Annotated in this window: 5 protein-coding genes; 2 read left to right on the top strand and 3 right to left on the bottom strand. The window is 67.6% G+C overall.

Features of this window, described 5'->3' with window-relative positions; translation table 11 throughout:
- Positions 1-2: 2 nt before the first annotated feature.
- From ACQ4N9_RS13260 to ACQ4N9_RS13250, 3 genes are read right to left on the bottom strand one after another with little or no spacing between them, the layout of a single operon-like run.
- Entirely contained in the window at positions 3-3,107 is a 3,105-nt protein-coding gene (locus ACQ4N9_RS13260) for an amino acid adenylation domain-containing protein (RefSeq protein WP_390968733.1), read from the bottom strand.
- Positions 3,104-12,043 carry an amino acid adenylation domain-containing protein gene (locus tag ACQ4N9_RS13255; protein ID WP_390968735.1) on the bottom strand — a complete coding sequence of 2,980 codons (8,940 nt, stop codon included), beginning with the start codon at positions 12,041-12,043 and terminating at the stop codon, positions 3,104-3,106. The genes ACQ4N9_RS13260 and ACQ4N9_RS13255 overlap by 4 nt, the downstream gene beginning before the upstream one ends.
- Positions 12,044-12,049: 6 nt before the next feature.
- Positions 12,050-13,027, bottom strand: a complete 978-nt coding sequence (locus ACQ4N9_RS13250) for a TauD/TfdA family dioxygenase (protein ID WP_390968738.1) — start codon at positions 13,025-13,027, stop codon at positions 12,050-12,052.
- A 201-nt stretch (positions 13,028-13,228) separates the two neighbouring features.
- Between ACQ4N9_RS13250 and ACQ4N9_RS13245 the strand changes: the two genes are divergently transcribed.
- Positions 13,229-13,444 (top strand): MbtH family protein, encoded by a 216-nt coding sequence (locus tag ACQ4N9_RS13245; protein WP_264312439.1) that lies wholly within the window; start codon positions 13,229-13,231, stop codon positions 13,442-13,444.
- 25 nt (positions 13,445-13,469) lie between these two features.
- Positions 13,470-14,867: a diaminobutyrate--2-oxoglutarate transaminase gene (locus ACQ4N9_RS13240; RefSeq protein ID WP_390968740.1), complete on the top strand. Its 1,398-nt coding sequence runs from the start codon at positions 13,470-13,472 to the stop codon at positions 14,865-14,867.
- Positions 14,868-15,122 lie beyond the last annotated feature (255 nt).

Raw genomic sequence — 15,122 nt, 5'->3', positions numbered from 1 at the left:
CTTCAGCTCCTTGGCGCGGCGGCGGATTGGGCACGGGCCTGCAGGGCGGCGCGCTCTTCGGGCGACATCGCCGCCAGCATGCGGCGCAGCTCGGCGACCTTCAGCAGCTTGCCTGGCGAGCTCTCCTGGGCACGCAGGGCATCGGCCAGCGCGGCCACGCTCGGGTGGTCGAACACCAGCGCCGGGGCGACTTCCAGTTGCAGCAGGCTGCGCAGGCGGGTGCACAGCTTGATGACGATCAATGAATGGCCGCCGAGGTCGAACAGGCTGTCGGCAATGCTCAGGCTTGGCTGTTCGAGCAGTTCCTTGTAGAGGTCGACGAGCAATGCATCGAGGGCATCGCGCGGTGGCAACTCGACCCGCTCGCTGGCCTGGCTGTTGGCACTCGGCAGTGCGCCGAAGTCGACCTTGCCGTTGGCCAGGCGTGGCAGCGTGGCCAGGCACAGCAGGTGGGCCGGCATCAGGAAGTCGGGCAGCCGCCCGCGCAGTTCGCCGAGCAGCGTGGCGCTGTCGCGCTGGCTGACGGCATAGGCCAGCAGCTTGCCGTCGCGGTACTGCACCACGGCTTGGCTGACCCCTTCGAGGCCGGCCAAGGCCGCTTCCAGTTCGCCGGGCTCGACGCGGAAACCGCGGATCTTGATCTGCTGGTCACTGCGCCCGGCCAGTTGCAGTTGGCCGCTGGCCGACAGGCGTGCCAGGTCGCCACTGCGGTACAGGCGCTGGCCGGGTTGCAGCGGGTCGTCGATGAAGGCGTCGGAGTCGCGGTTCAGGTAGCCGCGGCAGACCTGGGCGCCGCCGATGTACAGCTCGGCCAGGGCTCCGAGCGGGGCGGGTTGCAGGCCGGTCGGCGTGGCTTCGAGCAGGCGCACCCAGGTGTTGGCCAGGGCGTGCTGCAGGCCCAGCGGGGCGCGTGGGTTGTAGCCCTGGTCGAGGCTGTACAGCACGCCCACGGTGGTTTCGGTGGGGCCGTAGTGGTTGTGCACGCGGCTGCCGGGTGCCAGTTGTTCGATGCGCTGGCGCAGGCTGCCGGGGCAGGCTTCGCCGCCGAGGATCAGCACGCGGGGCAGGCTGCAGGCCGGCTGGCCTTCGAGCAGCGCCGCCAGGTGCGAGGGCACGATCTTCAGGCAGTCGACCTGCCCGGCTTCGAGGTAGCGGGCGAAGGCGGCGGCATCGCGGCTGGCCTGGTCGTCGGCCAGCACCAGGCAGCCGCCGGTCCACAGTGCGGCGTAGAGGGTGGTGTTGCCCAGGTCGGCGGCCACCGAGGAGATCAGGGCGAAACGTTGGCATTGCTCCAGGCTGAGCGCTTCGCTGACCGCCGCGGTGTAGTTGAGCAGTTGGCCATGCTCGATGAGCACGCCCTTGGGCTCGCCGCTGGTGCCGGAGGTGTACAGCAGGTAGGCGGCATCGGCCAGGCTGATGTCATTGTCGGCTACTGCGGCGGCTGGGGATTGGAGCAGTTCGGCCAGGGCGCTGCCCTGGGGGCCGCCGATCAGTAGCTGCGGTTGGGCGTCGGCGAGGATCCGCTCGACGCGCGCCTGTGGCCAGGCCGGGTCCAGCGGCACATAGGCGGCGCCGGCGCGCAGCACGGCGAGCAGGCCGAGCAGCAGCTCGGCCGAGCGTGGCAGCAGCAGCGCGACGCTGGCGCCGCGGCCGATGCCACGCGCCTGCAGCACCCCGGCAAGGTGTTCGACCTGGGCATGCAGCTGGGCATAGTTCAGGGTCTGCTCGGCGGCCATCAGCGCCGGGGCGTCGGGGCGATGCTGCGCCCAGTGGGCCAGGCGCTCGATCAGCGGGCGGTTGCCGAAGTCTCGCTGCGGGCCGCGCAGCTGTTGCTGCACGCGCTGATGCGCAGGCGGGCTCAGTGGCAGTTCGCGCAGGGCGCGCTGGCGCGGCTGTTCGACCAGGGTCTCGAGCAGCTGGACATATTGTTCCAGCAGGCAGCGCAGATCGGCCTCGGGGTACTGCGCGGTGGGTGACTGCAGGCTCAGTGGCTGCAGCTGGCCCTGGGCGTCGAGGGTTACCTGCAGCGCCAGCTCGAAGCCCGGATCGGCGCCGGGCAGGGTATCGACCGACCAGCGCAGACCGCCGTTGGCGAACGCTGCGCTGTGGCGCACCAGGTTGAAGCCGACCGTACGCTGCAGGGTCAGCGTGGTGTCGGCGACATTCCAGTACTCCTGCTGTTGGGCATGACCTTCGAGCTGGTCGGCCAGGCGTTGCAGCCAGGTGCTGAAGGGCTGGTCGAGCGCTGGCGCCAGGGCCAGGGGCAGGATCTTTTCGTAGACACCGATGCCGTTGGCCAGGGTTTCATAGTCGAAGCGGCAGTCCTGCTGCCAGCCGGCGATGAACTCGGCGCTACCGCCGATGCGCGCCAACAGCGCCCACCATGCGGCCTGCAGCACGGTATCCAGTGCTTGCTCTTCGCTTTCGGCCAGTTGTTGCAACTGTGCCAGCAGCGGCTCGGGCAGGGCGTGCTGCACGGCATTGCCAATGGCCTGCGGCGCGGGTTCGCCCAGGCCCCCCAGGCGCAACGGCGTCAGGCTTTCCAGGCCCAGGCCGGCCCAGTAGGCACGCCCGGCGGGGGCTTCCTCGTCGGCGTCCAGATCGTTGCGCCATTCGACGTACTGGCTGTACTGGAAGGCTTCCTCCAGCACCGCAGCGGGCTGGGCATACAGCGCCGCCAGTTCGCCGAGCAGGTTCTGCAGGCTCAGCCGGTCGCTGGCGCAGGTGGCTACGTACAGGTCCAGGCGCCACTGCTCGGCGCCCAGCTGGCGCACGATACCGCGCACCAGGCGACCTTGGTCGATGGCCAGCGGCTGGGCGGCCAGGGCCTCGGCCTCGGCGTGCTGCCCGGCGTCCAGCAGGTGCCAGTCGAGGGTGCTGGCGACCACGCTCTGGCGCAGGCTGCGGTACAGGGTCGATGGGCGCAGCGCCACGCGCAGGCTGGTGTGGCGTTCGATCACCTGCAGCAAGGCTTCATGCAGGCGGCCTGGCTGCAGTGGCCCGGCAAGGTTGACGCCCAGGTGCAGGGGCGCACGTCCGTGCTGCAAGGCCAGGGCCTGTTCGGCGCTCAAGGGGAGGTCGTGGTGCAAATCCTGGGTGTGGTTCATTGCGCGGTCTGATCCTGCAGTTCCATTGCGTTGTGTCGGGCGGCCAGTTGGGCCGGTTCATGCATGTCACCCATGGCGACGGCGATCTTGCGCGGGCCTTCGTATGGGTCGCGGGCGTGGGCGGCAATCAGGTTGTCGAGCATCACCACGTCACCGCGCTGCCAGTCGAAACGCACCGCGCAGGCTTCGTACAAACGGCCGATCAGGGCCATGCTGGCGTCGTCGATCGGGCTGCCGTCACCGAAGTACACCTGGCGTGGCATACGCTCCTGGCCGACCATGTTCAGCAGGTCTTCACGCACCTGGGGCTCCAGGCAGAAGGTGTGGTGCAGCTGCAACTGGTTGAAGAAGCTGCGCTCGCCGCTCAGCGGGTGGCGGATCACCGCCGGGCAACGGGTACGGGTTTGCAGTTCGTCGTTGGCCAGCCAGCGGAAGTCGGTGTTGCTGGCCCGGCACAGGGCCTCGACCTGCTCGCGGCTGTCGGTCTTGAAGAACTCGCGCCAATTGACGTCCAGGCGCTCGGTGAAGGTGCGCACGTACAACAGGCCCTTGCGTTCGAAGGTTTCGGCCAGCTCCGTCGGCAGCTGACGGTACAGCTCACGGCAGTCGACGATCGGTGTGGCGCCACCGACCGGCGAGGGCTGTTCACAGTAGAACCACTGCTTGCGCGGCGAGCGGGGCAGGTGCGAGCTCTCGTTGTGGAACAGGATCATTTCCCGCTCCGGGTAGGGCGTGGAGCGGTAGATGTTGCGCCCGCCTTCCTTCTTGGGCAGGTCGCCATAGCCGCCGAACAGGCCGGGGTGAATGGCTTCGGCAAAGGCTTCGAAGGCTTTCGGGTCATCCAGGGCGAAGCCGCGGAACAGCAGGCCACCGTGCTGGCACAGCAGGGTGTCGATCAGGTCGCGGGAGCTCTGCGCCCAGCCTACCGGGTCCAGGTCCGCGGCCACGGGTTCGATCAGCAGCGGGAACTCGCGGCCGGGTTGCAGCGCCGTGGTGCGGATCAGTGGCCGCGGCGCGGCGGCGCGAGCCGGGAGCTTCTTCAGTTTGTCCAGCTTGCTGGATGATGGGGCTGGTGTTGCCAAGGCCGGTGTCTCCACGGAGGGCAGCGTGACGGTGAATTGGTCAAGGGCGGCGTGGGGCTGGTCGACTACCTGCTGCAGCAGGTTGAGCCAGGCGTCGATCAGTGCGTCGATGCGCTCGCCCTTGAACAGGGCGCGGGCATACACCCAGTCGCCGCGCATGACTTCGCCGTGGCGCTCGAGGAACAGCGCCATGTCAAACTTACTGGTGCGTTCGGCCGCAGGCTGCATGCGCACCTCGAGCCCAGGGATCGAGAAGTCCGCTTCAGGGGTGTTCTGCAGCACGAACAGCGCCTGCACCAGTGGGTTGCGGCTGCGCTCGCGCGGAACCTGCAGCGCCTCGACGATGCGGTCGAACGGCAGCGCCTGATGCTCCAGGGCTTGCAGGCAGGTGTCGCGGGTGCGGTCGAGGAACGCGCGCAGGTTCTCGCCGGCCAGGCGGCGCGAGCGCAGCGGCAGGACATTGACGAAGAAGCCGATCAGGCCTTCGAGGTTGGCGTCCTCGCGGCCAGCGACGTCGGTGCCCAGCAGCAGGTCGTCGGCACCGGTGACCGCGTGCAGCAGCAGTTCGAAACTGGCCAGCAGGAGCATGTACAGGCTTACCCCTTCGGCCAGGGCCAGGGCGTCGAGGCGTGCCAGCAGGGGTGCGGGAATTTCCAGTGCTTTGGCGGCGCCACGGGCGTCGGCCTGGGCCGGGCGTGGCCAGTCGCAGGGTAGGGCCAGCACCTGAGGCGCGCCATGCAGCTGCTGCTGCCAGAAGCCGACTTCCTGTTCCAGTGCGGCGCCTTGCAGGCATTGGCGCTGCCAGGCTGCGTAGTCGGCGTACTGCACCGGCAACGTCGGCAGCGGCGCCTGGCGGCCTTCGCGCAGGTTGGCATACAGCTGGCTGAACTCGTTGACCAGTACGCCCACCGACCAGCCGTCGGCGACCATGTGGTGCAGGGCCAGCAACAGCAGGTGCTGTTGCTCACCGAGCCTGAGCACCCGCGCCCTGATCAGTGGCGCCTGGCGCAGGTCGAATGGCAGGCGCAGGTTGTCCAGGCTTTCCTGTTCGGCCACCTGGTGGCGCTGGGCGTCGTCCATTGCGCTGAGATCGCGCAGGGTGACGTCCAGCTCCAGCTGTTCGGCAATCAGCGTGATCGGCTCGCCGTCGATGTCCTGGTAGCTGCTGCGCAGGACTTCGTGGCGCGCCAGCAGGGCATTGAAGGTGGCCCGCAGCGCGGGCATGTCCAGCGGCCCGTCCAGGGTCAGGCTGGCGGCCATGTTGTAGGCCGCTGATGGACCGTGCAGGCGATCGACCATCCACAACCGTTGCTGGCTGAGCGACAGCGGCATGTGCGCCTGGCGCGCTACCGGCAGCAACTGCGGGCCTGCCGCAGCCTGGGCCGGCTCGGCGGCCAGGGCATCCAGGCGGGCGGCCATTTGCCACAACAGCGGTGCTTCGAACACGCTGCGCAGCGGCAGCTCCAGGGCGCAGCGCTGACGGACACGGGCAATCAGTCGGGTGGCCAGCAGCGAATGCCCGCCGGCCTCGAAGAAGTGGCTGTTGCGGCCCAGTGGCTGGGCGGGCAGCAGGGCCGCCCACAGCTCGCCCAGCAGTTTCTCGTTGGCGCTGGCCAGGGGTTCGACGTCGACGTGTTGCAACGACGGCGGCGGCAGGGCCTTGCGGTCGACCTTGCCGTTGGCGTTGGTCGGCCAGGTGTCCATGGCGACCCACAGTGACGGCACCATGTACGCCGGCAGGCTGTCGCGCACGTGCTGGGCCAGCAGGCTGTCATTGAGCTGATGGCCGCTGCGGCCCTGCCAGTAGCCGACCAGCATGTCGCTGCCGCCCAGTTGCTGCAGGCTGACCATGGCGCGCAACACGTCCGGGTGGCGCTCCAGGTGCGCCTCGATCTCGCCGGGCTCGATACGGAAGCCTCGCAGCTTGAGCTGGAAGTCCTTGCGGCCCAGGTACTGCAGCACGCCGTCGGCGTCCCAGCGGGCCAGGTCGCCGCTCAGGTACAGGCGGCTGCCCGGCGCGCCGAAGGGGTTGGGGATGAAGCTGGCGGCGGTGCGCGCCGGGTCGGCCAGGTAGCCGCGGCTGACGCCGATACCGCCGATGGCCAGTTCGCCGACCACGCCCGCGGCCACCGGTTGCAGGTCGTGGCCCAGCACGTACAGCTCGCTGTTGGCGGTGGGCCGGCCGATGGCGACATTGGCGCCTTGGCCGGGTGCCTGGTACAGCGGCTGGAAGGCTACGTCATCGGAGCACTCGGCCGGGCCGTAGGCGTTCATCAACGGGATTTGCGGGTAGTGACGGAACCATTCCTGGGCGGTGGCCACCGGTAGCGCCTCGCCGGTGGGCAATACCCAGCGCAGGTGCGGTAGCGGCAGCGGCTGGCCGTCGAGGCTTTCGAGCATCGCTTGCAGCAGCGCCGGTACCGGTTCGAGCAGGCTGACCCGGCGCTCGCGCACCAGTTGCAGCAGGGCGTGCGGGTCGCGTACCAGGTGGTCGCCGATGATCTCCACGCAGGCGCCGAACAGCGGTGCGGTGAGGGTCTGCCACACCGAGATGTCGAAGCAGGCCGGGGCGGTCTGGGCGATCACGTCGTCGGCGTTCAGGCCCAGGGGCTGCAGCTTGGCCAGCATGTTGTTGAGCATGCCGGCGCGGGGCACCATCACCCCTTTGGGCTGGCCGGTGGAGCCGGAGGTGAACAGCACGTAGGCCAGTTGCTCGGCGCGCGCCGGCTGGCTCGGCAGGATGCCGCTGGCACTCATTTCCAGCAGGTCGGCCGGCACGGCGCGGTGGCCTTGGTAGACCGAGGCCAGGGGTTCGGCGTAGGCCTGGCTGCAGACCACCAGCGGCTGCTCCAGGCGCGCCAGCACCTGTTGCCAGCGTGCCGGCGGCTGCGAGGGCTCCAGCGGCAGCCAGGCGCAGCCGGCACGCAGGGTGGCGACCATCAGGCAGAACCATTCGATGCCGCGCTCGGCCAGCAGCGCCACCGGTTGGTCGGGCCGTGCGCCCAGAGCCTGCAGGCCACGGGCCAGGCGTTCGGAGCGCTGCCACAGTTGGGCGTAGGTCAGCGACTGTTCGGCACAGCGGGCGACGATGCGCTCGGGATGGGCGGCAACCTGGGCGGCTACCCGCGCTTCCCAGCTTTGTTCGAGGCTGTAGTCGGCCGGGTTGAGTCCCCAGTCCAGCAGCTGTCGATGCTCTGTCGGGCTGAGCGTGGTGAGCTGCTCCAGGCGTGTGTCCAGCGGGCAGTCAAGCGCCTGCAGCAGGTTCAGCAGGTCATCGCTCAGGCGCTCCAGGGCGGCAGCGGGCAGGCGCTGGGCGTCGGCGCTGAACAGCACTTCCAGGCAACGGCCGGGCAGTACTTCGACGGTCAGGCCGTAGCTGGTCTGCTCGAGGTTGTCGAGGACCTTGAAGGTCAGCTCGCCCGCCTGCAACTGCCGTTCGCTGAGCGCCGGCAGGTTCTGGAACACCAGCAGGGTGTCGAACAGCCCGGCACCGCGTGGGTGCTGCTGGAGGATCTGCGCCAGTGGCGTCTGCTCGTGTTCGCGCATGGCCACGCTGACCGCCTGGACCTGTTGCAGGTAGTCGCCCAGGGCCATGCCCGGGGCCGCCTGCAGGCGCAGCGGCAGGGTATTGATGAACACGCCGAGCATCTGTCCGGCATCGGCCAGCGCGTCCGGGCGGCCGCTGCTGGTGACGCCGAACATCACCTCGGTGTGGTTGTTGCTGCGCGCCAGCAGCAGGCCCCAGGCGGCTTGCATCAGGGTGTTGAGGGTCACCCGGCAGGCTTTGCCCAGTTCGTTCAGGCGGCGACTGTGGGCCTCGCTCAGGCGCAGGCTGCGGCTGTGGTAGCGCGCGGTGGCGGTGGGCTCGGCCGGGTTCAGGGCCGGCAGGCTGCCGACGCCATCGAAGTTCGCCAGGTGCTGCTGCCAATAGTGCAGGCTGTGCTCGGCCGGTTGCGCTGCAAGCCAGGCGATGTAGTCGCGGTAGGGGGGGCGCGACGGCACGGCGTGGCCGTTGTAGCGGGCCAGGATCTCCTCCATCAGCATCACCGAGCTCCAGCCGTCGGCGATCAGGTGATGGCGGCTCCAGATCAGCCAGCTGTGCTGGGCGTCGAGGTGGATCAGCGCTACCCGTTGCAGCGGTGGGCGTTGCGGGTCGAAGCCCAGAGCACGGTCGGCCTGGCAGTACGCGTCGAGGGCCTGCTGGCGTTGCGCCGGGTCGAGGGTGCTCCAGTCCAGTCGTTGTACCGGCAGGTTCAGCTCACTGCACACGCCTTGCACCGGTTCGTCCAGGCCTTGCCAGAGAATCGCCGTGCGCATCAATGGATGCGCGGCGAAAGTGGCGTGCCAGGCGGCCAGGTAGCGCTCGGCGTCCAGGGGGCCTTGCAGCTCGGCCTGCAGTTGGTTGACGTATACCCCGCTGGCGCCTTCGAGCAGGCTGTGGAACAGCAGGCCTTTTTGCAGTGGTGAGAGCGGGTAGGCGTCTTCCAGGGCTGTGCCAACCAAGGGCTGCAGAGCCTGGCGCTGCTCGACAGCGAGCGATACCGACGGGCTGGCCGGCGTTTCCGGCGCCGACGCGGCAGCGGCGGGCTGTGCCGGCTGGCGCTGGCTGAGCAGCAGGGCCAGGGCGTCGATGCGCGGGTTGGCGAACAGTTCTTTGGGGCTGAACTTCAAGCCCAGCTTGCGCGCCTTGGCGATCACCTGCAGGGCGATGATCGAGTCGCCGCCGATGCCGAAGAAGTCGTCCTGGCGACCGATGTCCGGGCGCTCCAGCACTTCGCGCCAGACCGCCAGCAATTGCGCTTCAAGGCCTTTGAGCGGCGAGTCCAGCGTGGCCGCGAGGCGGGCGATGGTGGGGTGGGCGAAGAAATGCTTGGGGGTGAACTTGAGCTGCGCCTTGCGCGCCTTGGCGATCAGTTGCAGGGCCATGATCGAGTCGCCGCCCAGGGCAAAGAAGTCGTCATGGATCGACAGCGCAGGCCTGTCCAGGACTTCGCACCACAGCGTCAGCAGCACGGCCTCGATCGGGTCGCGCGGGGCGTCGTGCTGCTGCGCGGCGGGCTGCTCTGGCGCCGGCAGCGGCAGGTTGTGCCGGTCGACCTTGCCGTTGCCCAGGCGGGGCAAGCGTTCGAGTTGCAGGTACAGGCTTGGCAGCAGCGGCTCGGGCAGTTGCTCGGCCAGTTGCTGGCGCAGTTGGCCAAGGTTCAGCCCGGGCTCGGCCACCAGATAGGCGATCAGCCGTGGCGCTTCGCCTTCGCCCAGGGGGCGGGCGAGCACCGCCGCTTCGCGGACCCCGGTGCAGGCGCGCAGGCAGGCTTCGACTTCGCCAGGTTCGACGCGAAAGCCGCGGATCTTGACCTGGTCGTCCATTCGACCGAGGAACTCGATGGCACCGCTGGCCAGCATGCGCACGCGATCGCCAGTGCGATAGAGGCGTTGGCCGTGGCCGGCGAACGGGTCGGGAATGAACTGCCGGGCAGTAAGGCCCGGTTGGCCCAGGTAGCCGTCGGCCACCCCGGCGCCGCCGATGTACAGCTCGCCGATGCTGCCTAGCGGCAGCAGCGTGAGATGCTGGTCGAGCACCTGGGCCTGGACGTTGTCCAGCGGCTGGCCGACCGGGGCGAACCCGGACAGGCTCGGGGTGTTGTCTTGCACGGCGTGGGTCAGGCAGCCGACGGTGGTTTCCGTGGGGCCGTAGTGGTTGACGATCCGGCAGGCCGGGGCCAGGGCCTGGATGCGTCGGACCAGGGCCAGGTCCAGGCCTTCGCCGCCGAGCACCAGGCACTGGCGGGGCAGCAGGCGTTGCGGTTCGGCCACGGCGAGCAGGGCGCCCAGGTGCGAGGGCACGATCTTCAGGCAGTCGACCGGGTTGCTCGCCAGGCACTGGGCAAGCTCTTCCGGGGCGCTGGCCAGTTCGTCGCTGATCAGTTGCAGGGTGCGGCCGCTGAGCAGCGCGCCGAACCAGGCGGTGTAGCCCAGGTCCGCGGCGACGCTGGCCAGCGCAGTCAGGCTGGCTTCGGGGCTCAGGGCCAGTGGCTTGAGCACGGCCTCGGCGTAGTGGATCAGGTTGCCCTGGGTCACCCGCACCGCCTTGGGCGTGCCGGTGGAGCCGGAGGTGTAGATCAGGTAGGCCAGCTGCAGCGGGTGCGCTTGGCCGCTCGCGGCGCTGGGGTTGCCGGCCAGGGTATGCAGGGTGTGAGCGGGGTCTATCAGCACGCTGGCGGCGCTGTCTTCGAGCAGTTGGCGTTGCCGGGTGACGGGCAGGGCAGGGTCCAGGCACAGGTAGGCCGCGCCGAGTTTCCAGCTGGCCAGCATGGCGGTGATCAGTGCGCGGCTGCGGGGCAGGGCGATGGCGATGACCTGGCCGGCACCGGCGCCGGCCTCACGCAGGCGCGCGGCCAGTGTGCTGGCGGCCTGGTCCAGTTCGGCGTAGCTCAGGCTGCCGTCGGCATCGCGCAGGGCGGTGCGTTGGCCGTGGCTGCGGACCTGGTGGTCGAAGGCGGCCACGGCGGTGTCGAAGCCGGGCGCTTGGCAGGCGCCGGCGCGGCGCGCGCTGTTGGCCGGTGGCGCAGCGGGCAACTGGTGAACCGGGGCGTCGAGGTGCGCCAGGGCGTTGCCGGCGAACCAGGCGAAATCTTCGGCCAGGCGGGCGATACGGTCGGCATCGAACAGGTCGCTGCGATAGCGCCACTGCGCCAGCAATTGCTCGCCGTCGTCCTGCCAACGCAGGTTGAGCTCGTTGGCGGCGCCACGCTGGGTGAACAGGTGTTCGCGTACGCTGTAGTCGGTGAACGCGTCGTCACGACGGCTCGGCATGTAGGTCATCATGCAGTGGAACAGGGGGCCGCTGGCGACCTCCTGTTGCAGGCGCGCTGCCGGGTAGCGGCGATGGCGCAGGGCTTCGCGCAGTTGCTGGGCGGTGTCGCGCAGGCAATCGACCAGGCTCGGAGCATGGGCGAAACGGGCGCGCAGCGGCAGGCTGTTGAGGGTGAAACCGATGAGTTCCTTGTAGCGGGCCTTGTGCCTGTCCATGGTCGGGGTGCCGATCAGGAAATCGTCCTGGCCGGTGTAACGGTGCATGAACACCTGGAACAGAGTCGCGAGAACGACGTACAGGCTGACGCCGTGGGCCTCGGCCAGTTGGCGCAGTTGATCGCTGCGGGCCTGGTCGAGCAGGCACTCGATCTCGCCACCAACAAAGCCGGGCGTGCGTGGGCGAGGGCGGTCGGCGGGCAGCGTCAGTGCGGTTGGGCTGCCGCTCAACTGCTTATGCCAGTAGCTGGCAGCCGCGCCGAGCTTATGCTCGGCCTGCAGCTCGCGCTGCTCGGCCAGCCAGTCGAAATACAGCCCGGCCTGGGGCAGTTCCAGTGGCTCGCCGCTCAGTTCGGCATGGTAGGCGGCGAAGGTCAGCTTGAGCATCCATTCGACGCTGAGGAAGTCGCCGCTGATGTGGTGGGCGGCCATGCACAGGTAGAGGCGGCCCTCGCTCTGCAGCAGGTTGAGCCGGCAGATGTCCGCGGCGGCGAGGTCGAACGGCTGGTCGGCGTGTTGTTCGATCCAGCTGGCGACGCCGGCGTCGTCCAGGCCATCGATGCGCTCGATACTGGCGTTTACCCGGACCTGCTCGGGGCGATACATGAACAGCGTGCCGTCCTGTTCGCGGTAGCCGCAGTGCAGGGTTTCACAATGTTCGACCACCCGTGCGAACGCTCGGCACAAGGTGGCCGGGTCGAGGTCGGCGCGCAGCTCGCGGGCGGCGACCATGTTGTACGCCGGGCTGGCTGGGTTGAGCTGGTGGTACTGCCACAGCGCCTGCTGGCCGGCGCTGGCAGGGTGCTGCAAAAGGGAGGTCGTCATCCTGGGTCACTCCTGAGCCGGTTCGGCCATGGCCACGATCACTTGGCGTGGCCCTTTGAAGCTGGCGCGACCATGGGCCACCAGCATGTTGTCGAGCATCAGCACATCGCCTTGCTCCCAGGGGAAGCGCACGGTGCATTGCTCCAGCACCCCACGGATCTCCGCCAGTGCGCTTTCTTCGAGCTCGCTGCCATCGCCGTAATAGACGTTGCGTGGCAGGTCGAGCGGGTCATCGACCACGGCCAGCAAGCTTTCACGCACCGTCGGCGGGAGGTTGGAAACGTGGAACAGATGGGCCTGGTTGAACCATACCCAGTCCTGTGTGACAGGGTGGCGAGCGGTGGCCTGGCACACCTGGCGGGTGCGCAGTTCGCCGTCGTTTTTCCATTCGAAGGCAATTTGGTTGGCCCGGCAGTAAGCCTCGGCGACGGCGCGTTCTTCGGTGTTGAAGGCCTGTTCCCAAGGCAGGTCGAGGCCGTTGCCGTAGTTGCGCACGTACATCAGGCGTTTGTCGCTGAAGCGTTGGCGCAGGGCGGGGTCGAGCTGCTGGAAGATCTGCCGGCTGTCGGCGATCGGAGTTTCACCGCCTTCGGCACTGGGCTGGACACAATGGAACCAAATCTTCATGGGCCACTGCAGGGTGTAGGACTGTTCGTTGTGCAGCGGGATGATCTGGTGCGCGGGGTATTCGGTGGAGGTGTACACCCCCTGCTCGATCGCCTTGCGCGGGGTGGAGCCGAATTCGTAGTTGAGCAGCGGGTGGCCGAAGCTGCGTACCAGCGCCTGGAACGACTGTTCACCCAGCACATCGAAACCACGCAGCAGCAGGGCGCCGCTTTCATGCAGGCAGTCGTCGGCCAGTGCGTGCAGCGCCTCGACGCTCCATGTGCCGGGCTGCTCCGGCTTGACCAGTAGCGGCAGGTTGCGGTCTGGCAAGAGCGCTTGCACAGACAGGCCATTGTTCTGCCCGACACCTCGTCCCATGAGCTTGCTCCTTTGTTCTCTTTTAGTTGTCACAGCCAAATGCCATCGTGGGTAGACCACCGGGCGCTGGCGAAATATATACGAAAGATATGGTAAGTGTTAGTGCAATTCATTAGCATTTGCGCCGTTTGTGTGCACCTCGACTGCAGCCTTTTTCGGGCAGCCGGGATCCAGTGAAGTCACGTGTTCAAGGAATCGAAAATGGGTTTGGAAAAGGCCGAAAGCGGGTTCGTGGTGGTGGTCAATCATGAGGAGCAGTATTCGATCTGGCCGGATTACAAGGCACTGCCCGATGGCTGGCGCGCGGTCGGCGAGCAGGGCGACAAAGCCCAGTGCCTGGCCTGGATCGAACAGAACTGGACAGACATGCGCCCGCTGAGCCTGCGCCAGGCTCTGCAAACCGCCGATCAACGCTAATCGCAAGCAGTAGAGGGATCGCTCTATGGAAGACATTCAGCTTGCGCAGTTCAGCCTGGCGCATTTTCGCCGCCAGCCGCTACGCCACTTCGATGCTGACCCGCTGCTTGAGCGCCAGGCCGCGCGGGAGTCGAATGCGCGTTCTTATCCACGACGCATTCCGCTGGCACTGAAGGCGGGCCACGGCATCTACGTGCAGGACACCCGTGATCAGCTGTTCATGGACTGCCTGGCGGGTGCGGGCACACTGGCGCTCGGCCATAACCATCCCTGCACCCTGGCGGCGATGCGCGCGACCCTGGACAGCGGCGTGCCGCTGCACACCCTCGACCTGACAACACCGGTCAAGGACCTGTTCGTCGAGACCTTGTTCGATGCCTTGCCGCCAGCTTTCGCGGCTCAGGCGCGTATACAGTTCTGCGGGCCGACGGGGGCCGATGGCATAGAGGCGGCGATCAAGCTGGCCAAGATCGCGACCGGGCGCAAGGGCGTGTTCTGTTTCTCCGGCGGTTACCACGGGATGACCCATGGTGCGCTCAGCCTCATGGGTAACCTGGGGCCCAAGCAACTACCGGGCTCACTCATGCCCGATGTGCAGGTGCTGCCGTACCCCTATGACTATCGTTGCCCGTTTTCCATTGGTGGCGAGGCCGGTGTCGACGCGGGGCTGAGCTATATCGAGCAACTGCTGAGCGACCCTGAGTCCGGTGTGCCGCTGCCTGCGGCGGTGGTGGTGGAGGTGGTGCAGGGCGAGGGGGGTGTCATTCCGGCGCCGGCCCGCTGGCTTAAGGGCCTGCGCAAACTGACCAGCGAGCACGGTGTGGTGCTGATCATCGATGAGGTGCAGAGCGGCATTGGGCGCACGGGACGCATGTTCGCCTTCGAGCATGCCGATATCGAACCGGATGTTCTGGTGATTTCAAAAGCAATTGGCGGCGGCCTGCCATTGGCGGTGGTGGTTTACCGGCAAGCGCTGGATGTGTGGAAGCCGGGCGCCCATGCCGGGACGTTCCGTGGCAATCAGCTGGCCATGGCGGCCGGCACCGCGACCCTGCGTCATATCCAGGACGAGGGGCTTGTGGCTAACGCTGAGCGCATGGGCGACTACCTGATGACGCGGCTACGCCAGTTGCAGCGTGACTTCCCGTGCATCGGTGATGTCCGTGGACGTGGCCTGATGGTCGGCGTCGAGATCATCTCGACGCAGGCTACTCAAGCACGGGTACCGGCCGGCGATGGCCTTTTGGCTAAGGTGGTTCAGCAGCAATGTCTGCATGAAGGCATTATTCTCGAGCTGGGCGGGCGCCATGGTGCGGTAGTGCGCTTCTTGCCGCCGCTGACGATTGGTGCCGACGAAGTAGACGTCTTGATTGAGAAATTCCAGCGTGCCTTGACAGCGAGTGTCTATGCCGAGCGCAACTAAGCGGGCTTGACTGAACAACATCCATTTTGAATGGATCCACGAGCGCTACAGTGCCCCTCGCGAGCAGATACCTGTTCGCGAGGGGCGTGTGTTTAGCAAGCCAGGGACGATTCAGACCGATCTCGGCAAGGATCCTTTCATCGCCACGGCTCGATACTCTCAAGAGTGACTAAATGCAGCCGGGCAGGCATACGGGTTCATTCCAGTTTCTGCTGACCTCGTTTTATTTTCTGTTGGCCGACGACGGCGACCCAC

This window comes from Pseudomonas sp. ES1, from assembly GCF_050586605.1.
Classification (GTDB): domain Bacteria; phylum Pseudomonadota; class Gammaproteobacteria; order Pseudomonadales; family Pseudomonadaceae; genus Aquipseudomonas; species Aquipseudomonas sichuanensis.
The sequence above is the reverse complement of the archived record's forward strand: the minus strand, read 5'-3'. Positions and strand labels throughout refer to the sequence as shown.